This window comes from Paenibacillus sp. SZ31 (genome assembly GCF_012912005.1).
Classification (GTDB): Bacteria; Bacillota; Bacilli; order Paenibacillales; family Paenibacillaceae; genus Paenibacillus.
In genome coordinates this window covers 21,573-46,989 of record NZ_JABBEA010000021.1, presented here as the reverse complement: position 1 = coordinate 46,989, position 25,417 = coordinate 21,573, and the positions used below count along the sequence as shown (strand labels likewise).

The 25,417-nt window shown below is 47.8% G+C and carries 18 protein-coding genes; 3 read left to right on the top strand and 15 right to left on the bottom strand.

Features of this window, described 5'->3' with window-relative positions; genetic code table 11:
- Positions 1-12: 12 nt before the first annotated feature.
- From HF638_RS26145 to nirB, 3 genes are all read right to left on the bottom strand, one after another.
- Positions 13-432: a hypothetical protein gene (locus tag HF638_RS26145; RefSeq protein ID WP_169482901.1), complete on the bottom strand. Its 420-nt coding sequence runs from the start codon at positions 430-432 to the stop codon at positions 13-15.
- A 335-nt stretch (positions 433-767) separates the two neighbouring features.
- On the bottom strand, positions 768-2,900 hold the full coding sequence (nasC, locus tag HF638_RS26140) for an assimilatory nitrate reductase catalytic subunit NasC (RefSeq protein WP_169482900.1): 2,133 nt from the start codon (positions 2,898-2,900) through the stop codon (positions 768-770).
- Between the two features lie 21 nt (positions 2,901-2,921).
- On the bottom strand, positions 2,922-5,075 hold the full coding sequence (gene nirB / locus HF638_RS26135; RefSeq protein WP_169482899.1) for a nitrite reductase large subunit NirB: 2,154 nt from the start codon (positions 5,073-5,075) through the stop codon (positions 2,922-2,924).
- A gap of 429 nt (positions 5,076-5,504) precedes the next feature.
- On the opposite strand from nirB, the gene HF638_RS26130 reads away from it, so the two are divergent.
- Positions 5,505-6,734 (top strand): nitrate/nitrite transporter, encoded by a 1,230-nt coding sequence (locus HF638_RS26130; protein ID WP_169482932.1) that lies wholly within the window; start codon positions 5,505-5,507, stop codon positions 6,732-6,734.
- A gap of 123 nt (positions 6,735-6,857) precedes the next feature.
- Here the strand turns inward: HF638_RS26130 and fabF are convergent, their stop codons facing one another.
- Positions 6,858-8,096 (bottom strand): beta-ketoacyl-ACP synthase II, encoded by a 1,239-nt coding sequence (gene fabF, locus HF638_RS26125; RefSeq protein WP_169482898.1) that lies wholly within the window; start codon positions 8,094-8,096, stop codon positions 6,858-6,860.
- 138 nt (positions 8,097-8,234) lie between these two features.
- On the opposite strand from fabF, the gene HF638_RS26120 reads away from it, so the two are divergent.
- Positions 8,235-9,080, top strand: a complete 846-nt coding sequence (locus HF638_RS26120) for a helix-turn-helix transcriptional regulator (protein WP_169482897.1) — start codon at positions 8,235-8,237, stop codon at positions 9,078-9,080.
- A gap of 169 nt (positions 9,081-9,249) precedes the next feature.
- Positions 9,250-9,924, top strand: a complete 675-nt coding sequence (locus HF638_RS26115) for a response regulator transcription factor (RefSeq protein ID WP_169482896.1) — start codon at positions 9,250-9,252, stop codon at positions 9,922-9,924.
- 25 nt (positions 9,925-9,949) lie between these two features.
- Here the strand turns inward: HF638_RS26115 and HF638_RS26110 are convergent, their stop codons facing one another.
- From HF638_RS26110 to HF638_RS26060, 11 genes are all read right to left on the bottom strand, one after another.
- The gene (locus HF638_RS26110; RefSeq protein ID WP_169482895.1) at positions 9,950-13,174 is read right to left on the bottom strand and encodes a response regulator; all 3,225 of its coding nucleotides are present in this window, start codon (positions 13,172-13,174) and stop codon (positions 9,950-9,952) included.
- A 194-nt stretch (positions 13,175-13,368) separates the two neighbouring features.
- Positions 13,369-13,674: a PAS domain-containing protein gene (locus HF638_RS26105; RefSeq protein ID WP_169482894.1), complete on the bottom strand. Its 306-nt coding sequence runs from the start codon at positions 13,672-13,674 to the stop codon at positions 13,369-13,371.
- A gap of 83 nt (positions 13,675-13,757) precedes the next feature.
- On the bottom strand, positions 13,758-15,755 hold the full coding sequence (locus HF638_RS26100) for a methyl-accepting chemotaxis protein (RefSeq protein ID WP_481856179.1): 1,998 nt from the start codon (positions 15,753-15,755) through the stop codon (positions 13,758-13,760).
- A gap of 343 nt (positions 15,756-16,098) precedes the next feature.
- Positions 16,099-16,938, bottom strand: a complete 840-nt coding sequence (locus tag HF638_RS26095; RefSeq protein WP_169482893.1) for a MetQ/NlpA family ABC transporter substrate-binding protein — start codon at positions 16,936-16,938, stop codon at positions 16,099-16,101.
- Between the two features lie 64 nt (positions 16,939-17,002).
- Positions 17,003-17,674, bottom strand: a complete 672-nt coding sequence (locus HF638_RS26090) for a methionine ABC transporter permease (RefSeq protein WP_169482892.1) — start codon at positions 17,672-17,674, stop codon at positions 17,003-17,005.
- Entirely contained in the window at positions 17,671-18,480 is an 810-nt protein-coding gene (locus tag HF638_RS26085) for a methionine ABC transporter ATP-binding protein (RefSeq protein ID WP_169482891.1), read from the bottom strand. Before HF638_RS26085 ends, HF638_RS26090 begins: the two co-directional genes overlap by 4 nt.
- 131 nt (positions 18,481-18,611) lie before the next feature.
- Entirely contained in the window at positions 18,612-20,915 is a 2,304-nt protein-coding gene (locus HF638_RS28950; RefSeq protein WP_169482890.1) for an outer membrane protein assembly factor BamB family protein, read from the bottom strand.
- Positions 20,916-21,015: 100 nt separating this feature from the next.
- Positions 21,016-21,810 (bottom strand): energy-coupling factor transporter transmembrane component T family protein, encoded by a 795-nt coding sequence (locus HF638_RS26075; RefSeq protein ID WP_169482889.1) that lies wholly within the window; start codon positions 21,808-21,810, stop codon positions 21,016-21,018.
- The gene (locus HF638_RS26070) at positions 21,785-23,374 is read right to left on the bottom strand and encodes an ABC transporter ATP-binding protein (RefSeq protein ID WP_169482888.1); all 1,590 of its coding nucleotides are present in this window, start codon (positions 23,372-23,374) and stop codon (positions 21,785-21,787) included. Before HF638_RS26070 ends, HF638_RS26075 begins: the two co-directional genes overlap by 26 nt.
- Complete coding sequence (locus HF638_RS26065; RefSeq protein ID WP_062837536.1) at positions 23,375-23,968, bottom strand: ECF transporter S component; 594 nt, start codon at positions 23,966-23,968, stop codon at positions 23,375-23,377.
- Between the two features lie 607 nt (positions 23,969-24,575).
- Positions 24,576-25,244: a pectate lyase gene (locus HF638_RS26060; RefSeq protein ID WP_169482887.1), complete on the bottom strand. Its 669-nt coding sequence runs from the start codon at positions 25,242-25,244 to the stop codon at positions 24,576-24,578.
- Positions 25,245-25,417 lie beyond the last annotated feature (173 nt).

Sequence of the window (25,417 nt, the reverse complement as noted above, 5' to 3'; positions counted from 1 at the left end):
CTTCATCACTCTCTACCACAGACGTCCGGCAAGCATTGTAAAACGGATAAACACCACGTTATCGCCGTCCTGTATCACCATGGACTTGTCCAGTTCCTGCAATTCTTCATCGTTGAGAAACACTTTGTACAACCCATCCTCATAATCGGTTATAGCTGTCTCCATCGCACCATTCAGATCAGGAACGCGCTCATTGTATACTGCGCCAAACCCGACTTTCCCCACCGATCCCTGTGCCTCAATATCATCCGGCATCAGATAAGCGAGTAATTCTGCCTGTTGCTTCTTGTCCTGAAGAGCGTTCACTTGCAGTCCCACCATATTCTCAATGAGCTGCCTCAGCGTATGGGTTGTTTCCGGAAGTTCGGCAGCTTGCTTGGCAAGTGCCGGCTTGCGCTTACCCAGACTTTTTACCGTTATCCATACGTTCACCGCGTTCCCTCCCTAAGTCCTGCCCTATTTAAAGAAGCTTCCATAAGCTCCGATATCTATACCACGTTGCGTAATAATCTAAACTCGAAACTGCTGTCGGCCTCAAAATATAATCAAAAATGCGTACATATGTACCCCTAATGAACATCATAACCAAAATTCAATCCATATTCATGAGCCAATCCTCATGTTTACGTGGAACCACGGAACTATGGTCTACTTGCGTACATATACGCAAAAAAAGCCGCACAGTCTCATATAAAGATGGGACTGCGCAGCCGTTAAGCTACCCTTTGAGCAGATTAGGACACCTGGTTACCTGTAATCTGTATGAATCATCTCGCCAATCGCAACGGTCGAATGGTTACGGCCGCTGTCTTGAACCCAGGCATTCGGCAGAACGGGTCCAGCTCCGGTCGGGTTGCCCGGTTCACATTTTGAACGCCACCCCAGTGCATCGGTACGAACAAAGTATCCTCCCGAATGGAGTCTTTGATGCGCGAACGTACCGTGAAGCTTCCGTACACCGATTGAATCTCGACCCATTCTCCATCGTGAATGCGATGACGGGCAGCGGTAGCCGGATGAAGTTCAACGAAGTTCTCCAATTCACGTGCTGCGAGTGCCGGGCTACGATGTGTCTGCACCCCAGTAAGATAATGAGGAAGCACACGGCCATTAGTCAGAATCAAGGGGAATTCCGGAGTTACATCATTCCAGCCTGTGCTTGATTCGAATGTGAATGCCGCTTTGCCATCCGGGTGAGCGAATCGTTCACCGAACAGCAACCCTTCTCCCTGATCCTCCGGGGCAGAACACGGCCAGTATACCCCTTTCTCGGTACGCAAACGCTCATAGGTAATACCATAGTAATCAGCGACTCCGCCACGACTCGCCACCCGAAGCTCATTAAAGATATCCTCAGCAGTGTCATATTGAAAGTAAGCGGCTTTGCCCACTTTTGCAGCAATTCGGCATAATATATCCCAATCATCGAGCGTCTCTCCCGGCGCAGGTCGCCCCTGTTCACGGAGTAGAACACGCCCCTCCAGATTGGTGAGTGTGCCTTCATTCTCCATATAAGATGTAACTGGCAGAACCAGATCAGCCATGCGCGCTGTCTCAGACAGAAACATATCTGCCACGATCAGAAAGTCCAGCTTGCGCAGACCTTCTTCCACCAAACGCACATTGGGATTGGATACAACCGGGTTGGAGCCCATTACGAGCAACGCCCGAATCTCCTGATCATGAACCTTCTCCATCATCTCATAGGCCGAGACCCCTTTACCCGGTAAACTTGCAGGGTCCACGCCCCAGACGGATGCCACATAGGCACGATCAGCTTCATTTTCAATGGAGCGATAGCCCGGCAGCTGGTCAGCCTTTTGCCCATGCTCCCGTCCACCTTGCCCATTCCCTTGTCCTGTGATGGCACCATATCCGCAGCCTTCTCTGCCAATTTTGCCAGTCGCCAGCACAAGGTTCAGAAAATGCCTGACGGCCATATGCCCATCTGTCTGCTGCTCCACACCACGCGCTGTCATGATCATACCTGTCTCTGCCTCACCATAAGCCATCGCCGCCTGACGAATCAGGGCCAGATCCACACCACATGCTTGTGCCGCCTGTTCGAGCTGCAGATCAGCTAACTCTTGCATCAATTGTTCGTACCCATGCGTTCGTTCACCTATAAAATGAGGGTCCACCAATCCGGCATCCATAATCACCTTCAACATGGTATCCGCCAGCAGAGCATCCATGCCGGGCTTCACCTGCAAGTGGAGATCGGCAATGGCTGCGGTTGCCGTCTTGCGGGGATCAATAACGATAATGAATGCCCCATTCTCCTTGGCCTGATTGAAGTAGGGTAACAGGGTAGGTTGGCATTCAGCAATATTGGTTCCTGCGAGTACAATGCAGCCCGCCTTGGGAATATCGGATAGGCGGAACGTCAATCCACGGTCCATCCCAAACACTTTACTGCCAGCTGAAGCCGCAGCTGACATGCAGAACCGTCCATTATAGTCGATATACTTTGTCCCCAATGCAACCCTGGCAAATTTGCCGAGCAGGTAGGCTGTCTCATTGGTCAAAGATCCGCCTCCGTATACTCCGACCGTATCTGCTCCGTATGAATCTTTCAAGTCCCGAAACCGCTCTGCAATGTTCTGAATGGCTTCGTCCCATGAACAGGGTTCAAGCTCGCCATTGCGACGAATTAGCGGATGCATTAATCGTTGTCCACTGAGTGCATGCTGATGAGCATTCATTCCTTTCACACAGAGCCTGCCCTGAGAGGCTTCATTCGGAACGCCCTGAACCGTATACTCACCACGACGCTGGCCTGCAACAGGTGCGGCCAGTTCTTCAACCGTCATCTTGCATTGCACACTGCAATACGGACACTGGGTTTCCTTTACATAGAGCCTGGAGGCTGTTGGTTCTGAACTCACGGATAATCCCATCTTCCCATCCCCGCCTTTCATCTATATATCAGCATGAAGTGTAGCTGCGAGTTCCCTCTGCAACTGGTCATCCAGCAGCGTTTCTCGAATCGACATGAATCCCAATCGCTCCGTCCATGCCCATAACGGCTCATCATACCAGGCGGTTTGGCGATACCATTGGAGGCACGCTGATGCGAGTGTCGCCGCCTGCACCTCTGTTTCAGCCACCCCGAGCAAGCCACCTTGCTTGACCGGATGCTCAGCATGACCGCCTGCGTAAATCTCCCATCCAGCCGGTGAAGCCAGCAAACCAATATCCTGCACCAGTGCGCTCACCAATGATCCAGGCCCGGGTGCGACGCCTATACTCACAGGTGACGGCATCGATGCACCAATCCAATTCGTACGAAGCTGTGTTGCCAAGCCACCCGCATCCCTCGCATAGGATGACAACGGGATCTGACTATCCCAGCGCACCTGAATCTCTTGGGTACTCTCGATCTCTTGATCATGTATCGTTCGAGTGGATACCTGCAAGTAATAGTGGATCACTGGGCGACATACCGTGCAGCCAAGCTCCGAACCCCAACCTAGCTTCTGCAGGATCAAAGGTAGGTCTCTCTTGAGAGATATTACAGGTTGATAATCGTGTCTATCCACATGAACTTCACGGGGGCCAACACTGTTATTCAGCATTTCCTTCAGTTCTGCATGCCCCAGCTCCGTACAACTGCATACAGGCATTGGAGCAGGTTTATCCGGTGTGGCTACCACTCCAGTACCCCCGCTTTTTTTCAGGTTATGTGTATGTTTCAACAGTGCAGCCACCATCGGGCGACAGCCACCGCATGAACCTGACGCCTTGGTCTGCTCCTTCACCTGATCTGCCGTTTCAAGACCCTGTTCCTGAATGGCCTTCATTATCGCAGCCTTGGTCACATTGTTGCAGGCACATACGGTCTCTTGAGCCGGTAATGCCGCAGCAGCCATCTCAGCCGGGTCCGGGGCCCCTTCACGCGGAGCCAATTCCGCCACATCTGCGCCTCGTTGCACCAGCCCAAGCAATGCCGTTCCCTCGGCTGTATCTCCAAATAAAATGGCTCCGCGCACTTTGCCAGCCTGCATCAGCACCTTTTTATATGTGCCTTGAATGCCATCTAAATGTTGAATTGCGGTCTGCATGCCTTCCCCGCTGATCTCCCCGGCCGAGAAAACATCAACCCCCGATACCTTCAGCTGTGAATATGGAATAGATCCTTTGTATTCAGGCGTTTCCTGTCCACAGAGCGTACGTGCGAGTACTTTCCCCTGCTCGTATAAGGGGGCCACCAGACCATAACTGATTCCCCGATGTTCGGCACATTCCCCAACTGCGTAGATATCCGGTACACTGGTGCGCATATAGTCATCTACCATAATTGCCCGATTGGTGGCGATCCCGCTTCGTCTGGCCAGATCCACATTCGGCCGAATCCCTACAGCGACAATGACAACCTGAGCTTCAAGCTTGGAACCATCTGTGAACAGCAGTCCCTGGGCCTGCGATCGTCCGGTAATCTTCTGCGTATTTTTGGCCAAAAGGAAGGACATGCCCTGGTCTTCAAGCTCCTGTTGAAGCATTGAAGCCGCTCTCTGATCCAACTGTCGGTTCATAATGTAAGGTGCATTATGGACCACCACAGCTTCCATACCCAGATGCAGCAACCCCCGTGCCGCCTCCAGTCCCAGCAATCCGCCACCAATGACTGCGGCCTTCCGATATTCTTTGGAATAGTCAGACATGCGCGTACAATCATCAATGGTTCGGAAGGACATGACCCGCTCTTTATCAATTCCCGGAATCGGTGGGATAAATGGTGATGACCCTGTCGCCAGAATCAGAACATCATATGTTTCTTTTAGTCCCGATTCAGTCTCTATATATTTTCCACGGGTATCAATCCGGTGTACCGTTTCACCTGTACATAGCCGTATATGATGCTCGGCATACCAGGTCCAATCATTGATAATGATATCCTGTAACGAATGCTCACCCTGCAATACTTTCGATAACATGATCCGATTGTAGTTGGGGCGGGGTTCATTACCGTAGATTACAATCTCATACGTATCAGGCTCCAGTGCGATAATCTCTTCGACACACTTCACTCCAGCCATGCCATTCCCGATAATCACCAGTTTGCTTCTGCTCATGGGCTGCCCCCTATCTATCTCTCTCACCTGAAAATAAACAGAAAAATCCCTTCTCCATGATTCGGAAAAGGGCACCGTTGCCTCCGGAATCCACACGCCATTGTGTGGATTCATATTAGATTCAGATTAAGGGAATCTCAATCATATGTCAACTAAATTAACATCATGAATATGAAATACGATTAAAAAATGAATTATTTAAAATTCCGTGTAATTTTTGTTGACATCTCTATTTTCACTTGATTATAATTTGAATCAAAATCACAGTGCTGTGATCAACTCAGATGCGGGAACACAATGACGTGTACCGCCTGTCGGCAACGGGGCCGCAAATCGTTCTTATCTGGACGAATTGCGGCCTTTTTCTGCCTCCACAAGCACATAGACAAATTACGAAGATCTCAATTGGATGAGGAGCGATGATGGATGATGGAGAGCAAAAGTTTTTGGAAAAGCGGGCATAAGCCCACCCTCTTCGGGGCGTTTATGTATTTTGACATCAGTTTTATGATATGGGGGATGCTTGGTCCACTCGCAGTTGTCATTGCATTGGATTATCCGATGACTCCGCTGGAAAAGGCCAATCTGGTCGCATTACCTATTCTCGGCGGCTCCATCCTGCGCCTTGTGCTTGGCTTCATGTCTGATTATATTGGTCCGAAACTGACCGCACAGATCGGGATGCTCGTCACTCTTGTTCCTTTATTACTCGGCTGGCTATGGGTCGACTCTTTAAGCCAACTGTACGTGGTGGCACTCTTGCTGGGTGTCGCAGGCGCCTCCTTTGCTGCTGCGCTACCTCTCGCAGGCCAATGGTACGGCAAAGAGCACCAGGGTCTGGCCATGGGTATTGCCGGGGCAGGTAACAGCGGAACCGTACTCGCGACGTTGTTTGCCAATCGCCTGGCTACGCATTTTGGCAGCTGGGAAGTTGTATTCGGACTTGCTATTATACCGATCGTTATCGTATTCATTCTCTTTTCTATCTTTGCCAAAAATAGCCCTAACCGGCCTGAACCCAAGAAATTGTCGCAATACGGAAGTCTGCTTAAACAAAAAGATGCCTGGGTATTCTGTGCCTTCTATTGTGTAACCTTTGGTGGTTTCGTTGGATTATGTAACTATCTCACCATCTTCTTCAACACCCAGTATGGACTCTCTCCTGTTCGTGCCGCAGACATTACCACCTTCTGTGTAATCGCAGGTAGTTTCTTCCGGCCTGTTGGGGGATACCTGGCGGACAAAATTGGTGGAACCCGCATGCTAACTTTCCTGTACACAGGAGCCTGTATCATGTTGATCGGTGTATCCTTCATGCCACCACTTCCTGTTGTGGTCATCATGTTATTCCTCGGCATGATGTGTCTGGGCGCCGGAAATGGCTCGGTGTTCCAACTGGTTCCCCAACGCTTCGGTAACGAGATTGGTCTGATGACAGGCATTGTAGGTGCCGCTGGCGGATTGGGCGGATATGCACTGCCACTGATTCTCGGTCAACTGTATAGCAGCTATCAATCCTACACGCCAGGCTTTGTCATTCTTAGCCTGATTGCAGCAGCTTCCCTAATCCTCGTTCTCTTCATGCAATCCCGCTGGCGTGTAAGCTGGCTGAGCCGAGGCAACAAAGGCATGGCCGACTCGACATCCCTCTCTTCCTGAGGCGTACAACCACTCGGGTGGTTAACCAATGGTGCGGTGGTTGTAGATGACCCTGGATTAACCCTAGAACAGCGCAGCCCGATGGGGCTACGCTGTTCTTTCTACTTAAGGCTGTTTTTTGGCTTAAGATGGGTATTTTTGAAGAACAATAACGGCATTATGTCCACCGAAGCCAAAGGAATTAGACATACCAATCCGCAGCTCTGCTTCTCTTGCCTCGTTGGGCACGTAATCCAGATCACATTCGGGGTCCTTCTGCTCTTGATTAATAGTTGGAGGAATGATGCCATGCCGCAGACTTTGAATAAGTGAGATCGCCTCCGCACCACCTGCTGCACCAAGCATATGCCCCGTCATAGATTTATTCGCCGTAATCGGAATGTCATAGGCAGCTGTTCCGAAAAGTTGTTTAATGGCTTTCGTCTCAGACAGATCACCCGCCTCCGTACTGGTGGCATGAGCGTTAATCACATCAATGTCTTCAGGTCCAATCTGAGCCTCTTTGAGTGATGCTTTCATCGCCAGATATGCACCCCGCCCTTCCGGATGGGTAGCTACCATATGATACGCATCTGAACTGGCACCATATCCAATCACTTCGGCAAGAATATTCGCCCCTCTTGCCAGAGCATGAGACAGTGATTCCACGACCAGAATTCCGGCGCCCTCCGCCATGACAAAACCGTCTCTCCCTGCATCAAATGGACGGCTGGCTGCTTGGAACGCTTCATTTCGTGTAGACAACGCTGTCGCATTACCAAAGCTTGCCAGTGACACTTCGGTTACAGCTGCTTCTGTTCCTCCAGCAATAATGACATCGGCTCCACCATGTCGGATAAGCCGGAAAGCCTCTCCAATGGATGTATTGCCAATGGAACAAGCCGTTACTGGAGACAATGTTGGCCCCCAGCAACCGAACCTCATACTGACCATAGCCGCAGCCATATTGGATATCATCATCGGTACCAGTGTTGGGCTAACTCGCGCAGGTCCCCGATCGGACAGGACCTTGCCTTGTTCCATCAATGTCTGGATGCCGCCTATGCCTGAACCAATATATACACCTACGCGTTCGCGATCCAGTTCCTCCATCACGAGACCCGATTGCGATACAGCCTGATCCGCAGCAGCAACAGCAAATTGAACGAATCGGTCCATGCGCCTTGCTTCCTTGCGTCCAAAACGCTCTTCACCATCAAAGTCACGGACCACGCCAGCGATTCTGGTTTTGTACAAAGCTGTATCAAAATGCTCTATAGGCGATACCCCGGATCTACCCTCAATTAATCCATTCCAGAATGTATCTACATCATTTCCCAAAGGAGAGATGACTCCCATTCCTGTAATCACGACTCGTTCCATGTCCATCCTCCTTCAGCGCTGTTGTCTACCTTACTCTTACGCTCTGCCACTAATAGTGCACTTTCGAATATCCTATTACAAGTTGTCAATTATAATAGTATAATGACTACCATGATAACGAGGATCGAAGGTGATGGATTGAACTACGATGTCAGGCTACAAGCCCTGTCCACTTTTCTGAAAACACAGCGTTCCAAAATTTCACCCGAATCGGTCGGTTTACCCACCGGAAGTCGGCGCAGAACGCCTGGGCTGAGGAGAGAAGAAGTCTCCCAACTGGCAGGAGTAAGTACAACGTGGTATACCTGGCTTGAGCAGGGTCGGGATATTCAGGTATCCCATTCCGTGTTGGATAACATTGCTTCAGCACTAAGGCTTACTGCGGATGAACGAAAATATCTGTTTTCGCTCGCTATGGAACATCACTCGGAGCTGCCCACGCTGGAAGAAGAACCTATTCAACTTCACCCTTCCCTGCAGAAAATCTTGCAAGAGCTTCACCACTGTCCTACCGTGATCTCGGATCGGCGCTGTTACATTGTAGGCTGGAATGATGCAGCCCGTCATGTTTTTATGGATTTTGAACAGATTCTCCCCGAACAGCGGAATATGATCAGTCTGTTATTTGATCGAAAGGAATTTCGCAGGCTCGCAGTGAACTGGGAGGATTTTGTTAGCGGATTTCTGGCGATTTTTCGTGCTTATTATGGTCAGTATGTCGATGATGAATGGTATAATTTATTTCTGGATGACATGATGAACAGACATCCCGATTTTCATACCCTCTGGAAACAAAGCAGTGTCAGCAGTGCCCCGGATGTGTTAATCGAATTCAGACATTCCAAAGCAGGCAAAATGTTGTTTGATCTGACTTCGTTGCAGGTTCAAGGCAGCTCCGATCTGCGATGCAGTGTATACACGCCGGCACCAGACACCGCTACCGAGCGCAAACTGATGCGCCTGATCGAGCGTGAAGCTAACTGATATCTTGGCAAGTAATGAATCGGAGCCTCCCCCTTCTTGGCGAGTCATGTTGGAATCTTGACCTCCTCCTGTTGCATGTTCTAATTATCAGGGTATACATTATCAGGGATATTAAGCTAACCCATGGATCTTAGTTCTTCTACACGAAGTGGATTCAGAAAGGAATATCATGACCAAAGTGCTTATCATAGAGGACGACAACATGTTAGGTGATACATTATCCCTGTATTTACAAGGTGAAGGGTATGATGTTATCCGTGTCGATAACGCAAGAGATGGTCTTCTACAGCTTCAAGCGCGGCCTGATATCCTGCTTCTTGACTTGATGCTCCCTGATTCCGGAGATAAGAATCCTTGTTCTCTCATGCGCCAACATACGGCCATTCCCATTATCGTCATCTCTTCGTTAACCGAAGTTGCGGAGCGGATTCGATCGTTAACCGATGGGGCTGATGACTATGTATGCAAACCTTTCAGCATGCAGGAACTGAAGGCACGTATTGAGGCTGTATTACGTCGCTACTCCATATTGAACAATCCTATTGTTACTGAACAGGAAACCGGAATATCTCTGGACCTGGCCCGAAGGACCGTACTATTGGATAACCAGCGAGTCGAAATGACGTTTTCCGAATTTGAGATCATGAAGCTGTTTGTCCTCAATCCCGGCAAAGTCTACAGTCGTTATGCCCTAATTGAAGCCATTCGTGGTATTGATGCCTACATTAATGATCGCACCATAGATGTACACATTACCAAGCTTCGCAAAAAAATTGAGGACAACCCGAAAAACCCCCAATTTATTCAAACCATCTGGGGGGTCGGATATAAGTTCACACCTTAACACAACACAGCTTCATTCAGCTTGGTCACCATGGCAGAGACTCGGTAATTTTATCAATCTCCTGTTGTACCTTCTCCAATACCAAATTCAATTCCTCTTCTTCGAATAACGGACGGGACAAGAGCGATTCCAGTTGAAGAACCGGACGTAACAGGTCCACTGCATGCAGATTGGCAGCTACGCCACGGAGTGAATGAACGTTGCGGATCACAGCAGCAATCTGCTGCTGCTGAAGCTGAATCGTCAGTTTTTTCTGAAACGAGCCATATTCTATTCTGAATTTCGTGAGCGCATATTGCAGAATATGCGGCTTGCCGTCCATCTGCCTAATCGCCTTATCTGCATCAATTCCACTGATCTCTCGTATGCCTCTCACATCAATCCATGTTTCCAATGTATCTGCCATCTGTTGTTCATGAATCGGCTTGGTCAAGATGGCATTCATGCCAACCTCAAAGCAAGTCTCATGATCTATTTGCAGACTATTCGCTGTTAGCGCGATAATGGGCGTACGATCATATTGCCTCATCTTGCGAATGTGTCGCGTTGCATCAATTCCATTCATTTCGGGCATATACATATCCATCAGAATCAATTCCCATGTTTGTTCGCCCAATTTCTTCAAAACCTCTGTGCCACTGTCTGCCAGCGTCACCTCGAATCCCATATGTTCCAGCATCGCTCGAATAACCAGTTGATTGATTTCTTGGTCCTCAGCGATCAGAATATGCCCTTTGGATTTGAGCAAATAGGGTTCTTCGCCTTCTACCCTCCGATGGTTCTCCAGTGGCCCTTCACCCTGAAGTGCAAGTAACACTTCGAACAACCCCAGACGTGTAATCGGTTTGATCATCATCATATCCGGGCGGAAGGACCTCTCCTCACTCCACAAGGCATTATCACTAAAGGCATGGGTATAACCCACCATTTGAAATTTGGTTCGATTCAATCGCTTCATGAATTTGTCCCATGACGACCCGTTGATGGTGTCCTCTGCATCCATATCCATCATCATTAACAGGGAACTTGCCCCATCTGCATGAGATACACACCAATCGCTCTCTATCATATGGCTCAAGGAAGGATACACTGTCGGCTTCATTCCGAATGAGTAGAGCATCTGCTTCAGACTTTCGCCCATCCGTTCATCCTCTTCAATGATAACCACATCATTCACACAATAGAGCAAAGGGAATGTTTGCAGAAAGGAACTCTCTTCTTCCGTATCTGCAAGTTCAAATATCAAGTCAAATGAAAACAGACTGTACTCTCCCAGCACACTATCCACATGCAAGTTTCCTCCCAAGGAGGTCACCAGAAGATAACAGATCACCAGCCCAAGTCCAGAACCACCATATGTTCGATACGTCGAAGGTTCCGCTTGAGTAAACGGGACAAAAAGCCGTTCCATTTGTTCAGGTGAGATGCCAATCCCCGTATCCTCTACCTCAAAACGGACTTGAACTTGTTCCGCTTCCAAAGAAAGCACCTCTGCCCGCAATGTTACATATCCATGCTCCGTAAATTTAATCGCATTACTCAGCAGATTCAATAACGCCTGTTCAAGTCGGAACGGATCACCAATAACCGTTAACGGCAGATCGGAATCGGTTGTAAAGATCACTTCGATGTCTTTGTGCCCGATAGCCACACCGATCTGATCAGCCACACGCTTGAATACATCCTCTGGTGAAAAAGAAACCTTCTCCAAAGTCAGCTTGCCTGCCTCAATTTTCGAAAAATCAAGAATATCATTCACCAGGGTAAGCATGGTTTGGGAGGACGCGTTGATTTTACTTAAATAATCCAATTGCTGTGGGGATAGATCTGTCCGTTGAAGCAACAACGAAAAGCTGATAATGCCGCTCAGTGGGGTGCGAATCTCGTGACTCATGAAGGCAAGAAACTCACTTTTCGCCTGGCTGGCTTTGTCGGCCTTAACACGTTTATACTGATCCGAAATATCATGAATAACTGCCTTAATTTTCTCACTTGAGTTAAGCGCTTTATCCGGATATAGATGAACCCGAACATGCTGCTCATGACCTTCTCCAACAATAAAACTCAGTTCCATCTCCTGGACTATATTGTGGTGTAAGGCTTTTTGGAAAATGAACAACCAGTTCTCCGACTGCTCAATGAACAACAATTCTTCAAGCTGATGTCCGATCACTTCATGCCTGTCGAGACCGAGAACATCCAGAAATTTCTGATTAACCGACACAATACACCTGTTGCTATCCAAACCGACAAACCAGTCTGCCGACACTCGCTCAAGTGTTCGATATCGCTCTTCACTCTCTTGAATTCTTCGTTTAACTGCTCTGTGCTCCGTAATATCAAGTCCATATCCCATGACATACTTCACCACACCATCTTCTCGCAAAGGCCGAACTTTCACCAGTGAATAGTAACCTTCATGCTCAATCTCGTAAAAAAAAGATTCCCCTTCCCAGGCCCGGTTAAACTGCTTTCGCAGAAACTCTACCTTCTCCTGAGGTAAAATGTTCAACGTGCCCAATGTGTAATCTTGCTTCAGACTACTCATATCCAAGCCCAGCCGGGAGAGCATCTCTCCTTCAAGTAGAAGATATTCGAATTTTCCGTTCTGTTTATGGATTTTAAACGTAAACCCGGGCTGCATACGAAGCATCTCCAGCATTTCCCCATCCCTTTGAATGACCAATCGCCTGTATCGATGATTTTGGTTCAGATAGTACAGGCATAGTACAATCGCCAAAAAGCAAATACATTGAAAAAGCAGAATCATCCCCAAAATGGATAAAGAAGGCGAATATGTCTTTACCACAATTAACTCATACACAGTAATCAGCAGCAACGCTCCGGACAACCACTTCTGCATATATCCCCTGACATACTTGAAGATCAGGCATATAGCTACAACAAATAACAACTCTGTCAACGCATACTGCCAATTCTCCAACAAGGGATTACGCCCCATATTAATCCGAAAAATCCACATGAATACAAAAGTAACGATTGCGGAGCCACTTCCACCAAAATAAGCGGCGAGCAGATACACACTTGCCCGGAAATTCAACATGGTCCCATCACTTAGTACAATGGAGAAATAATATAACGCTGTACCCAACATGCTCAGTGCAATGCCAATAATAATCCGAGTCGTGATGGAAGATGTTCGCGTAGCATTTGTTTGGTTCAGATAGTGATGAATCAGGAAAACAAAGATCAAAATCAGCGTAAAATTTAATACAAGATCGCGTAGCAAATGGTCACCGTCCACAATACGAATTCAGGAATTCATGCATTCAATGAATGTTGCCGGATTCACGATCGCAGTTCCCCAGTATACAAATCATAGTATGCCAGGCTCCCTTATTCAATCGACGATATGGACCATTTTTTTGAAAATAACAGAACCTTTCAGCTAACATACACTTATCGCTAGATAACGTTTTTTTCTCATGAAAGTTCATCATTAAATATGCTGATATAAAAGAGAGAATCATCCAAATTTACCGATGTAATCGTGACTTGGGCATCCCACACTTCCTGATTAGCCTTCATCAGTTTGGCAACGCCAGACCAGGTCTGGTTCCCTCTCCACTGGGTATCCATTAGCAATCGGGCAGGCTGACCTACCGTGTGCTCCCGTGAGAATCCCGTTTTGGTGACATAAACGGAATTCACATCAAGGATCACACCATCCTCATCTGTAATCATAACCGCATCCATTAGCAGTAAGAAGGCTCTGAGTTCTAGTTGCATGGTTATCCACTCCCTCTGATGAAACATGATGTGATGCCGTTCCTGTATGATACTCTCTGGTCCTGCTACTGCTGCATACCCGTTTAATATTTAAACTGTCTAATGAGGCGTTGCAGCTCTTCAGCCATGGAAGAAAGGCCCCGAGCCGAGGCAGAAATCTGCTCCATTGCTGCCAACTGCTCCTCCGAAGAAGCGGCCACTTCTTCGGAGGCCGCTGCGTTGCCTGAAGCAATGCCTGCCAGCTCATTGGACACAGCAGATACCTCCTGTACACCTGCTGTGATCTCTTGAGAAGTGGCTGCAATCTCTTCAATCTGAGGTGTCGTTTCCCGCATACTATCCAGAATACGTTCAAACTTCCGAATCGCCTCTGTGGAGATTTCCATGCCCTCTCCAACCTCTGTGGTCACTTTTTCCATCATGCGAACGGAAGCAGCCATGTCTTCCTGCACTGCCGTAGTCAGCACGGTAATTTCACTTACGGACTGCCCAGACTGCTCTGCCAGCTTCCGAACCTCTGCTGCTACAACGGCGAATCCATTCCCATGCGTACCTGCACGAGCAGCTTCAATGGATGCATTCAGCGCGAGCAGGTTTGTCTGCTTGGCTATACTTCCGATTAACTCCGTGATCGCTGAAATCTGGTGTGATCGTTCATATAACGCCTGAATTATCTGATTCGTCTGCGCTACCGTTTCTTGAATCGAGTGCATCTGACCCACCGTCTGCTTGACGGTGTTGCCGCCTTCTTCCGCTTGTACGGTTGTATGTTTCGCCAAATCAGCAACTTGTATGGAACGTTCGGCAATTCGTGTAATTCCGATCGTAATTTCATTCATGGCCTGATGGTTATGGTCAATACCTTGGGTCTGCTTCTCCGCACCACTCGCAATTTCCTGAATGGCTCGCGCTACCTGTTCACTGGCTGCACTGGTTGATTCCGCACTCTGAGTCATTTCATCCGATGAGATGACCACCTGACTGGCGCTGTTCTCCACATTCTGTATCAGTACACGCAGATTGTGCTGCATTTTGCCAAAAGCATCACTTAGTTCACCAATTTCATCATGGCTTGTGGAAGTAATCGTTTGGGTTAGATCCCCTTCGCTCACCTGAATCGCCTGGTCCTTTAACTGACGGATCGGTTTAATGATAGATCGCATGACCAGCCAGATAATCAAAATACCCACGGCGAGGCAGGACACAATGACGATGATCATTCGATTCAGGATGGGCGCAGCCGCATCCTCTACTTCAGAAGAGAACATGGTGCCAGCGACCTTCCATCCTGTGGATGCATTTGTAGCATAATACATGACTTTATCAGCCTGATCAAAGGTATAGTTGAAGTTGCCGGATTCATTCGTATACACTTGTGTCCAAAAATCTTCTGTTGCATCTGTACCGGGTTGTACCGTCGGATGATAGATATACTTTTCGCTAGCATCCAGCAGAATTAGATAACCCTGTTCTCCTACTTTAATTCCGCTCACCAAGGTACTGATATTTGACAGATCGAGATCCAGTTGGACCACACCTGATTGGTCATTCAGTGCCTTGGCAATCGTGACTGTGATCTCATTCGTCTCGGCAGATATGTATGGATCTGTTACAATTACCTGTTCCGGATTTCCCATCGCTTCCGTATACCATGGTCTCGTTCGCGGATCGTAATCTTTGGGCATCTCCGCATCAGAGGACATCAGATATACACCCGCTTCTGTTCCCACACCAATAGTGATAATATCGGTGTTCTGCGCAGCATATCCCTTCAATTCTTTGACGACCCGAACCTCGGCATCTTCTTGACGTAATTCCTCTGCGAGTGTACTCGCATAGTATTCAATGTGATTGCGCTTGGCATTGATCGAAAGGTCAATGGTTGCACTGGCAAGGTTCACGTTTTCCATCGCACTATGTAAAATTTGTTTCTCCACTTCACCCTTCGCACTGCTATACGATAAAACGCCAATACTTAACGAAGGAATGGCCAAGAACGCAATAAAGGACACCACCAGCTTCGTTTTAAAGTTCTTATGCATCTTGTTGAACCAGGTCGATTTGCTATTTTTTCGGGACAAATTTCTCTACCTCTTCCAGATTAATTTATAGTTCTACTTGATCTAGCTCTCATAAAGTGCAGGTCAACTTTCCTCTTCCTCAAGATATTAAAAACTAGGTCTTACCTCTCGCAATAGACATTTTTCGCACCAAATAAATTACTTGAATCTCTTAATTTATAATCCTAAAGAACTACTTTCAAACAAATTATACGAAAAAACTATTAAATAAAGTAAATCAGCGGTATGACCAAATTGTTAAGTTTCTAAACACTTATTAATAGCCTAGCGGATTCCATAAAAAAAAGACCCAAGCGTTATCGCTCAGATCTCACAGGGTGTTCACATTTGGACTACATATTCTCTATTCAAATGCCGGGATAGCAATATCTGCGTACTTCTCTTCGAAGAAGGCTTTGACCTCTGGACCCGCCATGCGCTTAGCTAGCTTCTGAATGGCTTCGGAGTCTTTGTTGTCATCACGAGCAACCATAGTGATAGCAAAGTGGGAATCATCTTTCTCAGTTAACAGTGCATCCTTTTTCGGTGTGAGACCGAGCGGGCTGGCATATGCCGGAGTCATGGCTACCAGATCAGCATCATCCATCATACGTGCCAGCATCAACAAGTCCACTTCCTCGAACTTGAAGTTCTTCGTATTCTCGGTGATGTCTGCCTGCGTGGCGTTAAAACCTACGCCCTCTTTCAGCTTAATCAGTCCGTTCTGCTCCAGCATTACAAGAGAGCGACCAATGTTGGACGGATCGTTTGCAATCGCGACCGTTGCACCTTCTGGTAATTCCTCAATGGATTTATACTTTTTGGAGTAACCTCCATAGATGGCGTTATAGATAGGTTGTACTGCCACCAGATTTGCATTGTTCGCTTCGTTATATTGGGTCATGTAAGGTACGTGCTGGAAGAAGTTTGCATCCACTTCCTTGTTCGCGAGTGCCGTATTCGGCTGAACGTTATCGGACAGCACGACAACTTCCAAGTTGACGCCATCTTCCTTCAACAACGGTTTAACAATATCCAGTACATCTGTCATCGGTGGAATCAACGTGGCTACTTTCAGCGTAACTTCTTGTGCAGCTTGTGTGTCTTCATTTGTTCCTTCTGCCGCAGGTGTTTCTTCTTTTTGTCCGCAAGCAGCTACAACCAGCATCACTGCGAGCAACATAAGCATCATTTTTGCTTTCATTTCGTGTCTACCCCTCATCGTATAATCTGTATTGGTTTTTCGTGATAATGCACGGTCCAACCGTTCAGGATCTGCGATCCAGCCAGTGGGACAGTCTGCTACCTGTGAATTGGATCATCTGTACCAGGATAATCATAATGATAACCGTAAATACCATAATCTCCGTTTCGAAGCGCTGATAACCGTAGCGAATGGCAAAATCGCCAACCCCGCCACCTCCTACAATGCCCATCACCGTTGAGTAGGAGATGAAGCTAATCGTAGCTGTTGTGATTCCCAGTACAAGGCCAGATCGTGCCTCCACGTAAAGGAATTTCACCACCAGCTGCATCGTCGATGCCCCCATGGAAGCAGCAGCTTCAACCACTCCCCGCGGTACATCGAGCAACGCTTGTTCCACCAGTCTCGCGTAAAGGGCAATCGCAATGACCGAGAGTGGCACGGTTGCCGCCAGTGTACCGATGGACGTACCCACGACGATCCGTGTGAATGGAATCATGAATACAACCAGCAGTAAGAACGGAAACGAACGAACGATGTTGACGACACTACCGAGTACAAAGGACAACGTTTGATTCTGATACCGTTGTCCTCTCCGGAATAAGTACAGGAGTGTACCCAGAGGTAACCCAATCAGAACAGCTGCCGCAATGGAGATGCCCACCATGACAAAAGTCTCTCCGATCGCCTGCCATATCTCATGCTGATACTTCAGCACAGACTCAGGTATCTTCATAACTTGTCCTCCTGTTCTGCCTGACGTAACCAAGACGATCCTGTCATCCCGTATTCGTCACCCGCAAGTAAGGAGGTCAGCAGATCAGGCTGCGGAGCAGGGATACTGCTCACTTCTGCTTTAGACAACGTGCGAACAAGTCGCCCATCCTTCATGACCGATATTCTATGACATAGTCTGCGAGCCACTTCCATCTCATGCGTCACTACAACAATGGTCACGCCCAGCGTTTCATTGATATGACGAAGCACATCCAGGATACCGTTCGTGGTCTGTGGATCAAGCGAAGAGGTCGGTTCATCACAGAGCAGCACATCCGGACGACTGGCAAGTGCTCGTGCAATCGCCACACGCTGCTTCTGTCCTCCGCTAAGCTGAGCAGGATATTGACCCGCCTTGTCTTCCAGTCCAACAAACCGCAGCACCTCAAGTCCACGTTCAACTCGCTGCGCACGGGGCATACCCGCAAGCTCCAATGGCATGCAGACATTGCCACTCACCGTACGGTTACTGACAAGATTGAAGTGTTGAAAGATCATACCAATGGATCTTCGTGCCTGACGTAGACTCTGTTCATTCATCTGGGTCAGGTGCTGCCCATTCACAACAACCTCACCATCATCCGGCTTTTCCAATCCGTTGAGCATCCGCAGAAGCGTGGATTTACCTGCTCCACTCGATCCGATGATGCCATGTATTTCTCCTTGTCCCACTTCGAGGGACACCGAGCTTAATGCTTCGAATCCCTGATCTGCACGGGAACCGCGCTCGTTATAACGTTTGCTTACACCATATAATGAGATCATGGAGAGTCCTCCCGTGAATGATCATGCATGGTTCTTCAAGAACACATGAAGAAAGCCCGCACAGCCGATAACCGGAGCGCGAGCAAGCCTGTTCATTTATAATAAAACAACATCCCTTGAGAGACAAGCTTTTAAGGTGAGATTGCCTCCTGAAAGCGGCTGGCTTCATATACACGAAAACGTCCGTTGGACGAACCCACATACACTTCATTTCCGATTCGGTTAATCATTCCATTCTTCGCATCCCGGTCCCGGTGCTCCGGGCTTCCCATCACAACGTCATGTACACGACCTAGCAATGCCCCATTCTTTTTATTCAATACGAGCAGATTCTCGTCCATGGGCAACAGCAACTGATCATCAATGATCAGGTAACTTCCCTGATTCGTCGGATACCTTAGCGTTGCAATCGTATCTTTGGCATTCCAACGCGTCTCCCCCGTTTTATAATCCAAAGCCGCTGGGTAGCCGTTCTTAATTACATACAACTGATCCTCTTCCACCAGTCCTCGTTCAATCTTGCCCTTGAGCGTCCAGCGTGTTTTGCCTGTCTTGGCATCGTACAGGGTGGTTGTAAAATCTTCATATTTTCCGTAATGATCGCCGTTTTTGTTCTCACGGATCAGCAGCATGCCATCGTTCAGCTCCTCAAATCTCTGTCCTACCCGAGCAGGAAATTGGGCAAGCTTTTTCCCCGTGTTCAGATCAAGCAGGAGCCACTGATTATCTAGTGATAGCCATCTTTCAGCATTCGTGGTTGCAAAGGGATCCAGACGTTCGATTCCATCAAAATATGGATCATTCACAAATTGTTCTATGGTGGATCGTTTGGCCTTCAAGCTCCATACGGTTCGGCCTGATTGCGGATCGGCTGCAACCAGTTTATTCTTTTCCCAGTACAACACATAAGGGTCATCTGCACTCTTGTTCAATAATTCATAACCCGTAGCCAGTTTTCGCGTCCACAATGTTTTTCCATTCGCACTGTCCAGAACCGTCAACCAGCTGTTGCTTGAGTTCTCAACAACGGGGCTGTCCACAACCACGACGTTCTTTGCAGCGGTAATGCCATCTAGTCTGAAATTTTGCTTAGGGGTGTACGTCCACGTGACCTTTCCGTTCTTCAAGTTCAGATGACGAATACGATCCACGTATTTTTTCTTATCAGGGTCATAATCGTTGTAGATTGTAACGTATTGGCGTGCTGTATCCACCTCTGCCTGCTGTCTTCCAAAACCCCCGTTGATCTCCCATAATTGCTGGCCGGAATGTCGGTCAAGGGCATATATGGAACTTTCGTAGTAATCCCCGCTAAATCCACCGTCATCCCCTTTCATCAGGAGCACATCATCCGTGGCTGCTTGTAAAAAAGTGTAGTTAATATCCCCCTGGTTGGTCCATACCGGTTTCCAGGGGATTGTCAGCGGAAGCGTTGTGCCATAGATTTTTGTCGTGAATTCATATTCATCCGCCCGACTGATGTTCCAATCGGAAACGACAGCATTTCGATTATCCTGTGCTAAATTCCAGCGTGTTCTGACCAGTCTGCCATTCTTGTTGAATGTGACCAGAAATTGCGCATCTTCCCGCTCATATCTCCAGGTCTGTCCAATATTCATTGAATAACCCGTGAAATTTAGATTGCTTGAACTCTCTTTCCAATCCGGCTCGCCTAACCACCCAGCCACTTGTTTGGAGATGGTTGCCTTGTTCAGCTTAATATCTGTCAGATGGCGTATAACCGAAGTTGGCAGCGATGCCTCCTGATTGAACCAGCCATCAGCCACATTCATTCGTTGATCTATATCCTTTTCCTTGATCCAGAGCAGTACAGGGCGATAAGTGGACGATTCCTTATTCCAGATTCGAGGGGCAATGGAGACGCCGTACCATCCATCCCACGCCGCAACAATAACAGCTCTATCTGTTAGCCTTTTATCAAAAGACCAGGTTGAAGTACTGCCTGGCGCCAGATACAGCTTGCTACCCGATTGAAGTGTAAAGCTTTGGGGAGCCATTTTCTTCATGCTTCTGCTTCCCTTCAGCGCATACCAACTTGGCAGCCAAAAGTCTCCATGCTCGGATGATTTGAGTTGTATCCACTCACCACGAACCGATGCAAGGGTATACTTTTCGCTTTTCGTCGTATAATATTCAACTTTCATCTGGTCAGTAGCCACACTGCTGTCCCTCCTGTTTTGGAACAGAGGGATGTCGGACATGAGCGTAACGGGTTCACCTTGTTTGTAGGCCAATTGTGTTGATGAGGCTTGAGGACTTGCACCCAAGGCTTGTGGCGTTGTAGCCGAAGCTTGTCCTCCAAGCACGACCATTTTGGAATCCAGGAGCATCCATCCCGTCAACAGCACAGCTGATAATCCAGTCAAGGTAATCCATTTGTACCCCGTTCTCTGCCAGTCAGGACCCGTCTTCACTTTCGTTCATCCCCATCCATTAGAAGTTATTTCCATATAGACGCTGTGAACAGGAAAAAGTTACCGTATACCTCAATATATTTCTCTTCATCTTCCCGTATTACCTTACATCCACCATCGTAGCATGATAAGGAAAAGTGACCCCCATGTAATAAGCAGCTGTTAAGGTGAGCATATAATAAAATACAAACCACAGATCAGCCCGGGAATAGCCAATCTGAATGTAATACGTTCGGCTCGCGCCATCCGTGAATCCCTTCGCTTCCATCGCTACCGCCATTCGCTGTGCACGGCGAATACTCTGTGCCAGCAGCGGAATAGCATAACGCTTGAGAGTACCATACACATTCCATCTAGAGCCGCGTTGCCTTGTTCCACGAATGCGAATCGCATAACGGAGCGTCTGGAATTCATCCAGCAAAATCGGGATCATGCGCATCGCGGCCAGAAAGCTATAAGCATATTTTGCGGGAAGCCTCCACTGCTGCATCAGAGAATAAAACAGTCTTACCGGCTTCGTTGTCAGTCCAAAAAGTAAGCCGGCCGCTGCCATGCTGAGCGAGCGAAATCCTAAGTGTAGTCCGCGATAGAAGCTCTCTTCTGTAATATGAATCAGTCCCCACTTATACCACGTGGTCTCTCCCTTACCAAACATCATCATACCTGTAGATGTAGAGATAAATACCAGAATGAATGGTGATGCGTACAGTATTAATCTGTACCACGGGTGGCCTGTCCAGCACAGTAACAGCATCATAGCTACCGCGACGTTGGCCATTACATTCAGATTGTGAATTAGGATAACAAAAACAAACATCAATGTCAGAATAATCATCTTCAAGCCGGGATTGACGGCATGAAGCCAAGTTTCACGGTGAGGGAACGACAGTTGCATCAGATAACCTCCCGTCATCCACCGTCCAGATTCGGGTGCAATATCTTTTTACAATCTCACGGTCATGGGTAACCATAACGATGCCTGTTCCTTCACGCCGCAATTGCTCCAGTTGTGCCAGCATGGCGAACGTATTGCGGGCATCCTGTCCAAAAGTAGGTTCATCCAGCAGCAAAATCCGCTGCTCCCTCACCAGAGCGGAGGCAACACTCAAGCGTCGTTTCTGCCCCATCGATAATTGGTAAGGATGACGCTCGGACAGATCGATTAGCCCAAATTGCTTCAGCATATGCTCAGTCCTAGCATGTCTTTCTTCCGTAGTAAGCCTGCTCCCAAGCAAGGAAAATCCCACTTCTTCCGCAACAGTGTTGGTCACAAATTGAAATTCCGGATTCTGAAATACAAACGCAATTCGATCTGCGAGCTGCTCCGTTTTGCCAGAGAGCTGACCATCCACCTCATAGTGACCTGTCGTTTTCAAAATATTTATCAGGGACAATAACAACGAACTTTTTCCAGCTCCGTTAGCTCCCACAACACCGACCCAGTCTCCATGCCATACCTTGGCCTGTTCCACCTGAATAGATGATGTTTTCCCACGCCATCCGGTGAACTGCTGCAAATCCAGTGCAGGCTGATAGGGAGGCGATACAGGCGGTAAGGATGATACGTGAGATACGGGGAATATCCCGATTGTTTCGGATAAACTAGACGCTTGCTCTGCTTCCAAGCTCGGAAAGCCCTGATCCTCACATGCCCGGTGCTCTCCAGAAATACTTCCTACTTCCTCCTTTGCTGCCTTCTCCTTCTCCTCCTCCTGCTCCCGCTCTTCCCACACACCCGGATACCAGATTCCATAAGCCTTCAGCTTACCCCGTTCATGCGTGAATACCTGCTGTGCTGGCCCATCCGCCACGATCTTTCCTTCAGGTGATAACACAATGATACGGTCGACCATATCCACAATCTCATTGATTTTGTGTTCAACGATAATGATCGTTTTGTCACTGGCGATCTGTTTGACGGTATCCCACACCTGGGAAGTCCCCTCATCATCCAGCAGTGCAGTGGGTTCATCCAGAAACAACACCTCCGGGTCCATGGCAAGCATCGAAGCAATCGCAAGACGCTGCTTCATCCCCTGAGACATCGATTGGATCAATGTCCGATTCTGTTCAAAGGATAACCCCACCTGATCCAGATAATATTCAATCAGACCCCCCATCTCTTCACGCGGAATATTTCGATTTTCCAGCACAAATGCAATCTCTTCATCTGTATAGGACATGCAGAACTGAGTATCCGGGTCTTGAAAGACCACTCCTGCTTTGGCAGGGACCTGAATATCATCACATTTCATCGGGATCTCAACCGAACGTGGTATCAGACCGCTCAATATTTGCAATAACGTCGATTTCCCGGAGCCGCTAGGTCCAAGCAACAACACTTTCTCCCCTTGACGCACAGAGAGAGACAAGCCTTGAAATACCAAGGCCTTCTCTCCCGGGAACTTGCATCTTAGATTCGTCACACTTACCGCTTGCGAATTCCCTTCCCCGTTCATCTAATCCAGAGCCTCATAATCTTGTTTGGATACCGGTCTGAGCGAACGCGTTACACCGGTCAGTTCCAATGCTTTGGCGAGATAATAAGCGAACACTCCAGCAATCAGAATACTTCCAATGAAGCGGAATCCGATAAACAACGTATAGTTCCACGCCGAGAGTGAATCAATATACCCGTACTGATAATCCAGCAAGAGTGAAGCCGCGGCAGCTCCTATGGCTGCAAGACACGTGACGAACAGATTGGTTTTACGATACAAAAATGCGGCGAAGAATATCTCGGCTCCCAATCCTTGCAACAGACCATATACAAGTGTAGACATGCCCCATTCACTGCCCAGAAAAGCACTCACCGTTGAAGCTGCAACCTCAGCAAGAATCGCCACACCCGGTTTACGAATGATGACAAAAGCAAATGTGCCCGCCATAAACCACATGCCGTAGATCATCTGCTCCGCATGAACGCCGAATGGTTTCATCAGGTCATACGTAGGTCCCCATATCTTGTAAATCACTCCAAACACCACTGCGATCACGATGGTTACCAGAATATCTGTTAGCTTCAATCGTTTGTTGCCTGCTGTTGCTGCCATGTTCTCTACGTCCTTCCTCTGCTCCCTGTGAGGGTTGTAAAAGTGTGTGTTCAAAAAGACTGGTTTTCAGTACCAAGAAGATGGGATGAAGCTAGAAATGGAGTAGCGGAGCGTAGGGAAAACTACGTGAGCAACCAAAATGTTTCCTTCGGAAACATACTTCGTAAGCCTCCCGCTTATTTCGGCTGAATTCCATATTCGATGCTGATGATGCCGTCAGGCATCCTTCGTAATCAAAAGCAGACTTTTTGAACAACCTCTAAAAATAAACAAAAAAAGCCTCCCCGGTTCCGGGCAGGCCTTACGCACAGTATACAATCCTCACAACGATGTATGGGATGGATGTCGAAAAGACGGAATATCAATCATTCCCTCTCCGTTGCAGCAGACCAACCACCGCAGCTAAAAGAAGTCATGTTGTTTTCCTCATTAATTTGCACATTTCACCCTTACACATTGTAAATCCATGTTCTCTACGCTGGCATTACCCAGATCAGATGTACGGTCAGCGGCACAAGGCCACTCTCTCAGCCCAACTTCATTGAGCTCCCGGTTCACTTATTTCATTGCTTCTAATGTACATCAGATGGGTAATTGTGGCAATGCTTTAATATTGCGTGTTTCCGGACTGGCTCGTTTTCCCTGAAGCAAAGCCCTTGAACAGCGTTGGCACTTTGGAATACCGTGTATTTGTGATTTTACCTACGGTAGAACTGCTATCTGTCCGCAAAATGGAATCCTTCACATTGGAAATGTCTGAGTTGGACACATTCATTGTGACTGCATAGGATGTTCCGCCATTTTGACGTACCAGCTTGCCGATATCATTTGCTTTGAAATTTTTAATATTGATCGTACCGGATGCATTCATCTGGAACACTTTGTCATAGGCCTTGTACGCCGCACCACCTGTGATGTTTACAGTCCCTGCGGATTTCAGCGTGAGCGCATCCTCACCGACATCCTTCCAGGTTACATTTTCAATATTGCAGTTGCCATAACAGTGCACCCCATCCGCTGCCGGTGCTTCAATCACAACATTCTTTAACGTAGCTCCTGCCTCCAGTCGGAAAATGGGTTTCTGGTTCTCGGCCTGACTGCCATCTCCTAATGTTTTGGGATCTGCGGCAACACTTTTGCCTTTCCCATCATACGTCGTTCCTTTAGGAACAATAATTGTTGTCTTCACGATCTCGGGAGCTGCAGACACCGGAATTGCACCAAATGTAGAAGCAAGCAGACCCACCGACAACAATACCGTCAACATCTTTTTCATAAATAAACATCCTCCCTTATTTGGATTGAATGGGTTCAAGCAGAGACTTGTCTTCCTATAAACTAAGAGAAAAATCTCTGTCCTCGGAACCTACCCTGATCCTACCAAATAAAGGAATATTACGAGAATAATCATTAGGTCACGTAATCATTTTCCAGCATAGAACCTGATGT

Coding starts and splice junctions, on each gene's coding strand:
- HF638_RS26105 (WP_169482894.1), bottom strand. CDS start 13,674: ATGCAACTAGAACTCAGAGCCTTCTTACTGCTAATGGATGCGGTTATG.
- HF638_RS26085 (WP_169482891.1), bottom strand. CDS start 18,480: ATGATCTCATTATATGGTGTAAGCAAACGTTATAACGAGCGCGGTTCC.
- HF638_RS26075 (WP_169482889.1), bottom strand. CDS start 21,810: ATGCAACTGTCGTTCCCTCACCGTGAAACTTGGCTTCATGCCGTCAAT.
- HF638_RS26090 (WP_169482892.1), bottom strand. CDS start 17,674: ATGAAGATACCTGAGTCTGTGCTGAAGTATCAGCATGAGATATGGCAG.
- HF638_RS26060 (WP_169482887.1), bottom strand. CDS start 25,244: ATGAAAAAGATGTTGACGGTATTGTTGTCGGTGGGTCTGCTTGCTTCT.
- HF638_RS26065 (WP_062837536.1), bottom strand. CDS start 23,968: ATGGCAGCAACAGCAGGCAACAAACGATTGAAGCTAACAGATATTCTG.
- nirB (WP_169482899.1), bottom strand. CDS start 5,075: ATGAGCAGAAGCAAACTGGTGATTATCGGGAATGGCATGGCTGGAGTG.
- nasC (WP_169482900.1), bottom strand. CDS start 2,900: ATGGGATTATCCGTGAGTTCAGAACCAACAGCCTCCAGGCTCTATGTA.
- HF638_RS26095 (WP_169482893.1), bottom strand. CDS start 16,938: ATGAAAGCAAAAATGATGCTTATGTTGCTCGCAGTGATGCTGGTTGTA.
- HF638_RS26115 (WP_169482896.1), top strand. CDS start 9,250: ATGACCAAAGTGCTTATCATAGAGGACGACAACATGTTAGGTGATACA.
- fabF (WP_169482898.1), bottom strand. CDS start 8,096: ATGGAACGAGTCGTGATTACAGGAATGGGAGTCATCTCTCCTTTGGGA.
- HF638_RS26070 (WP_169482888.1), bottom strand. CDS start 23,374: ATGAACGGGGAAGGGAATTCGCAAGCGGTAAGTGTGACGAATCTAAGA.
- HF638_RS26130 (WP_169482932.1), top strand. CDS start 5,505: ATGGAGAGCAAAAGTTTTTGGAAAAGCGGGCATAAGCCCACCCTCTTC.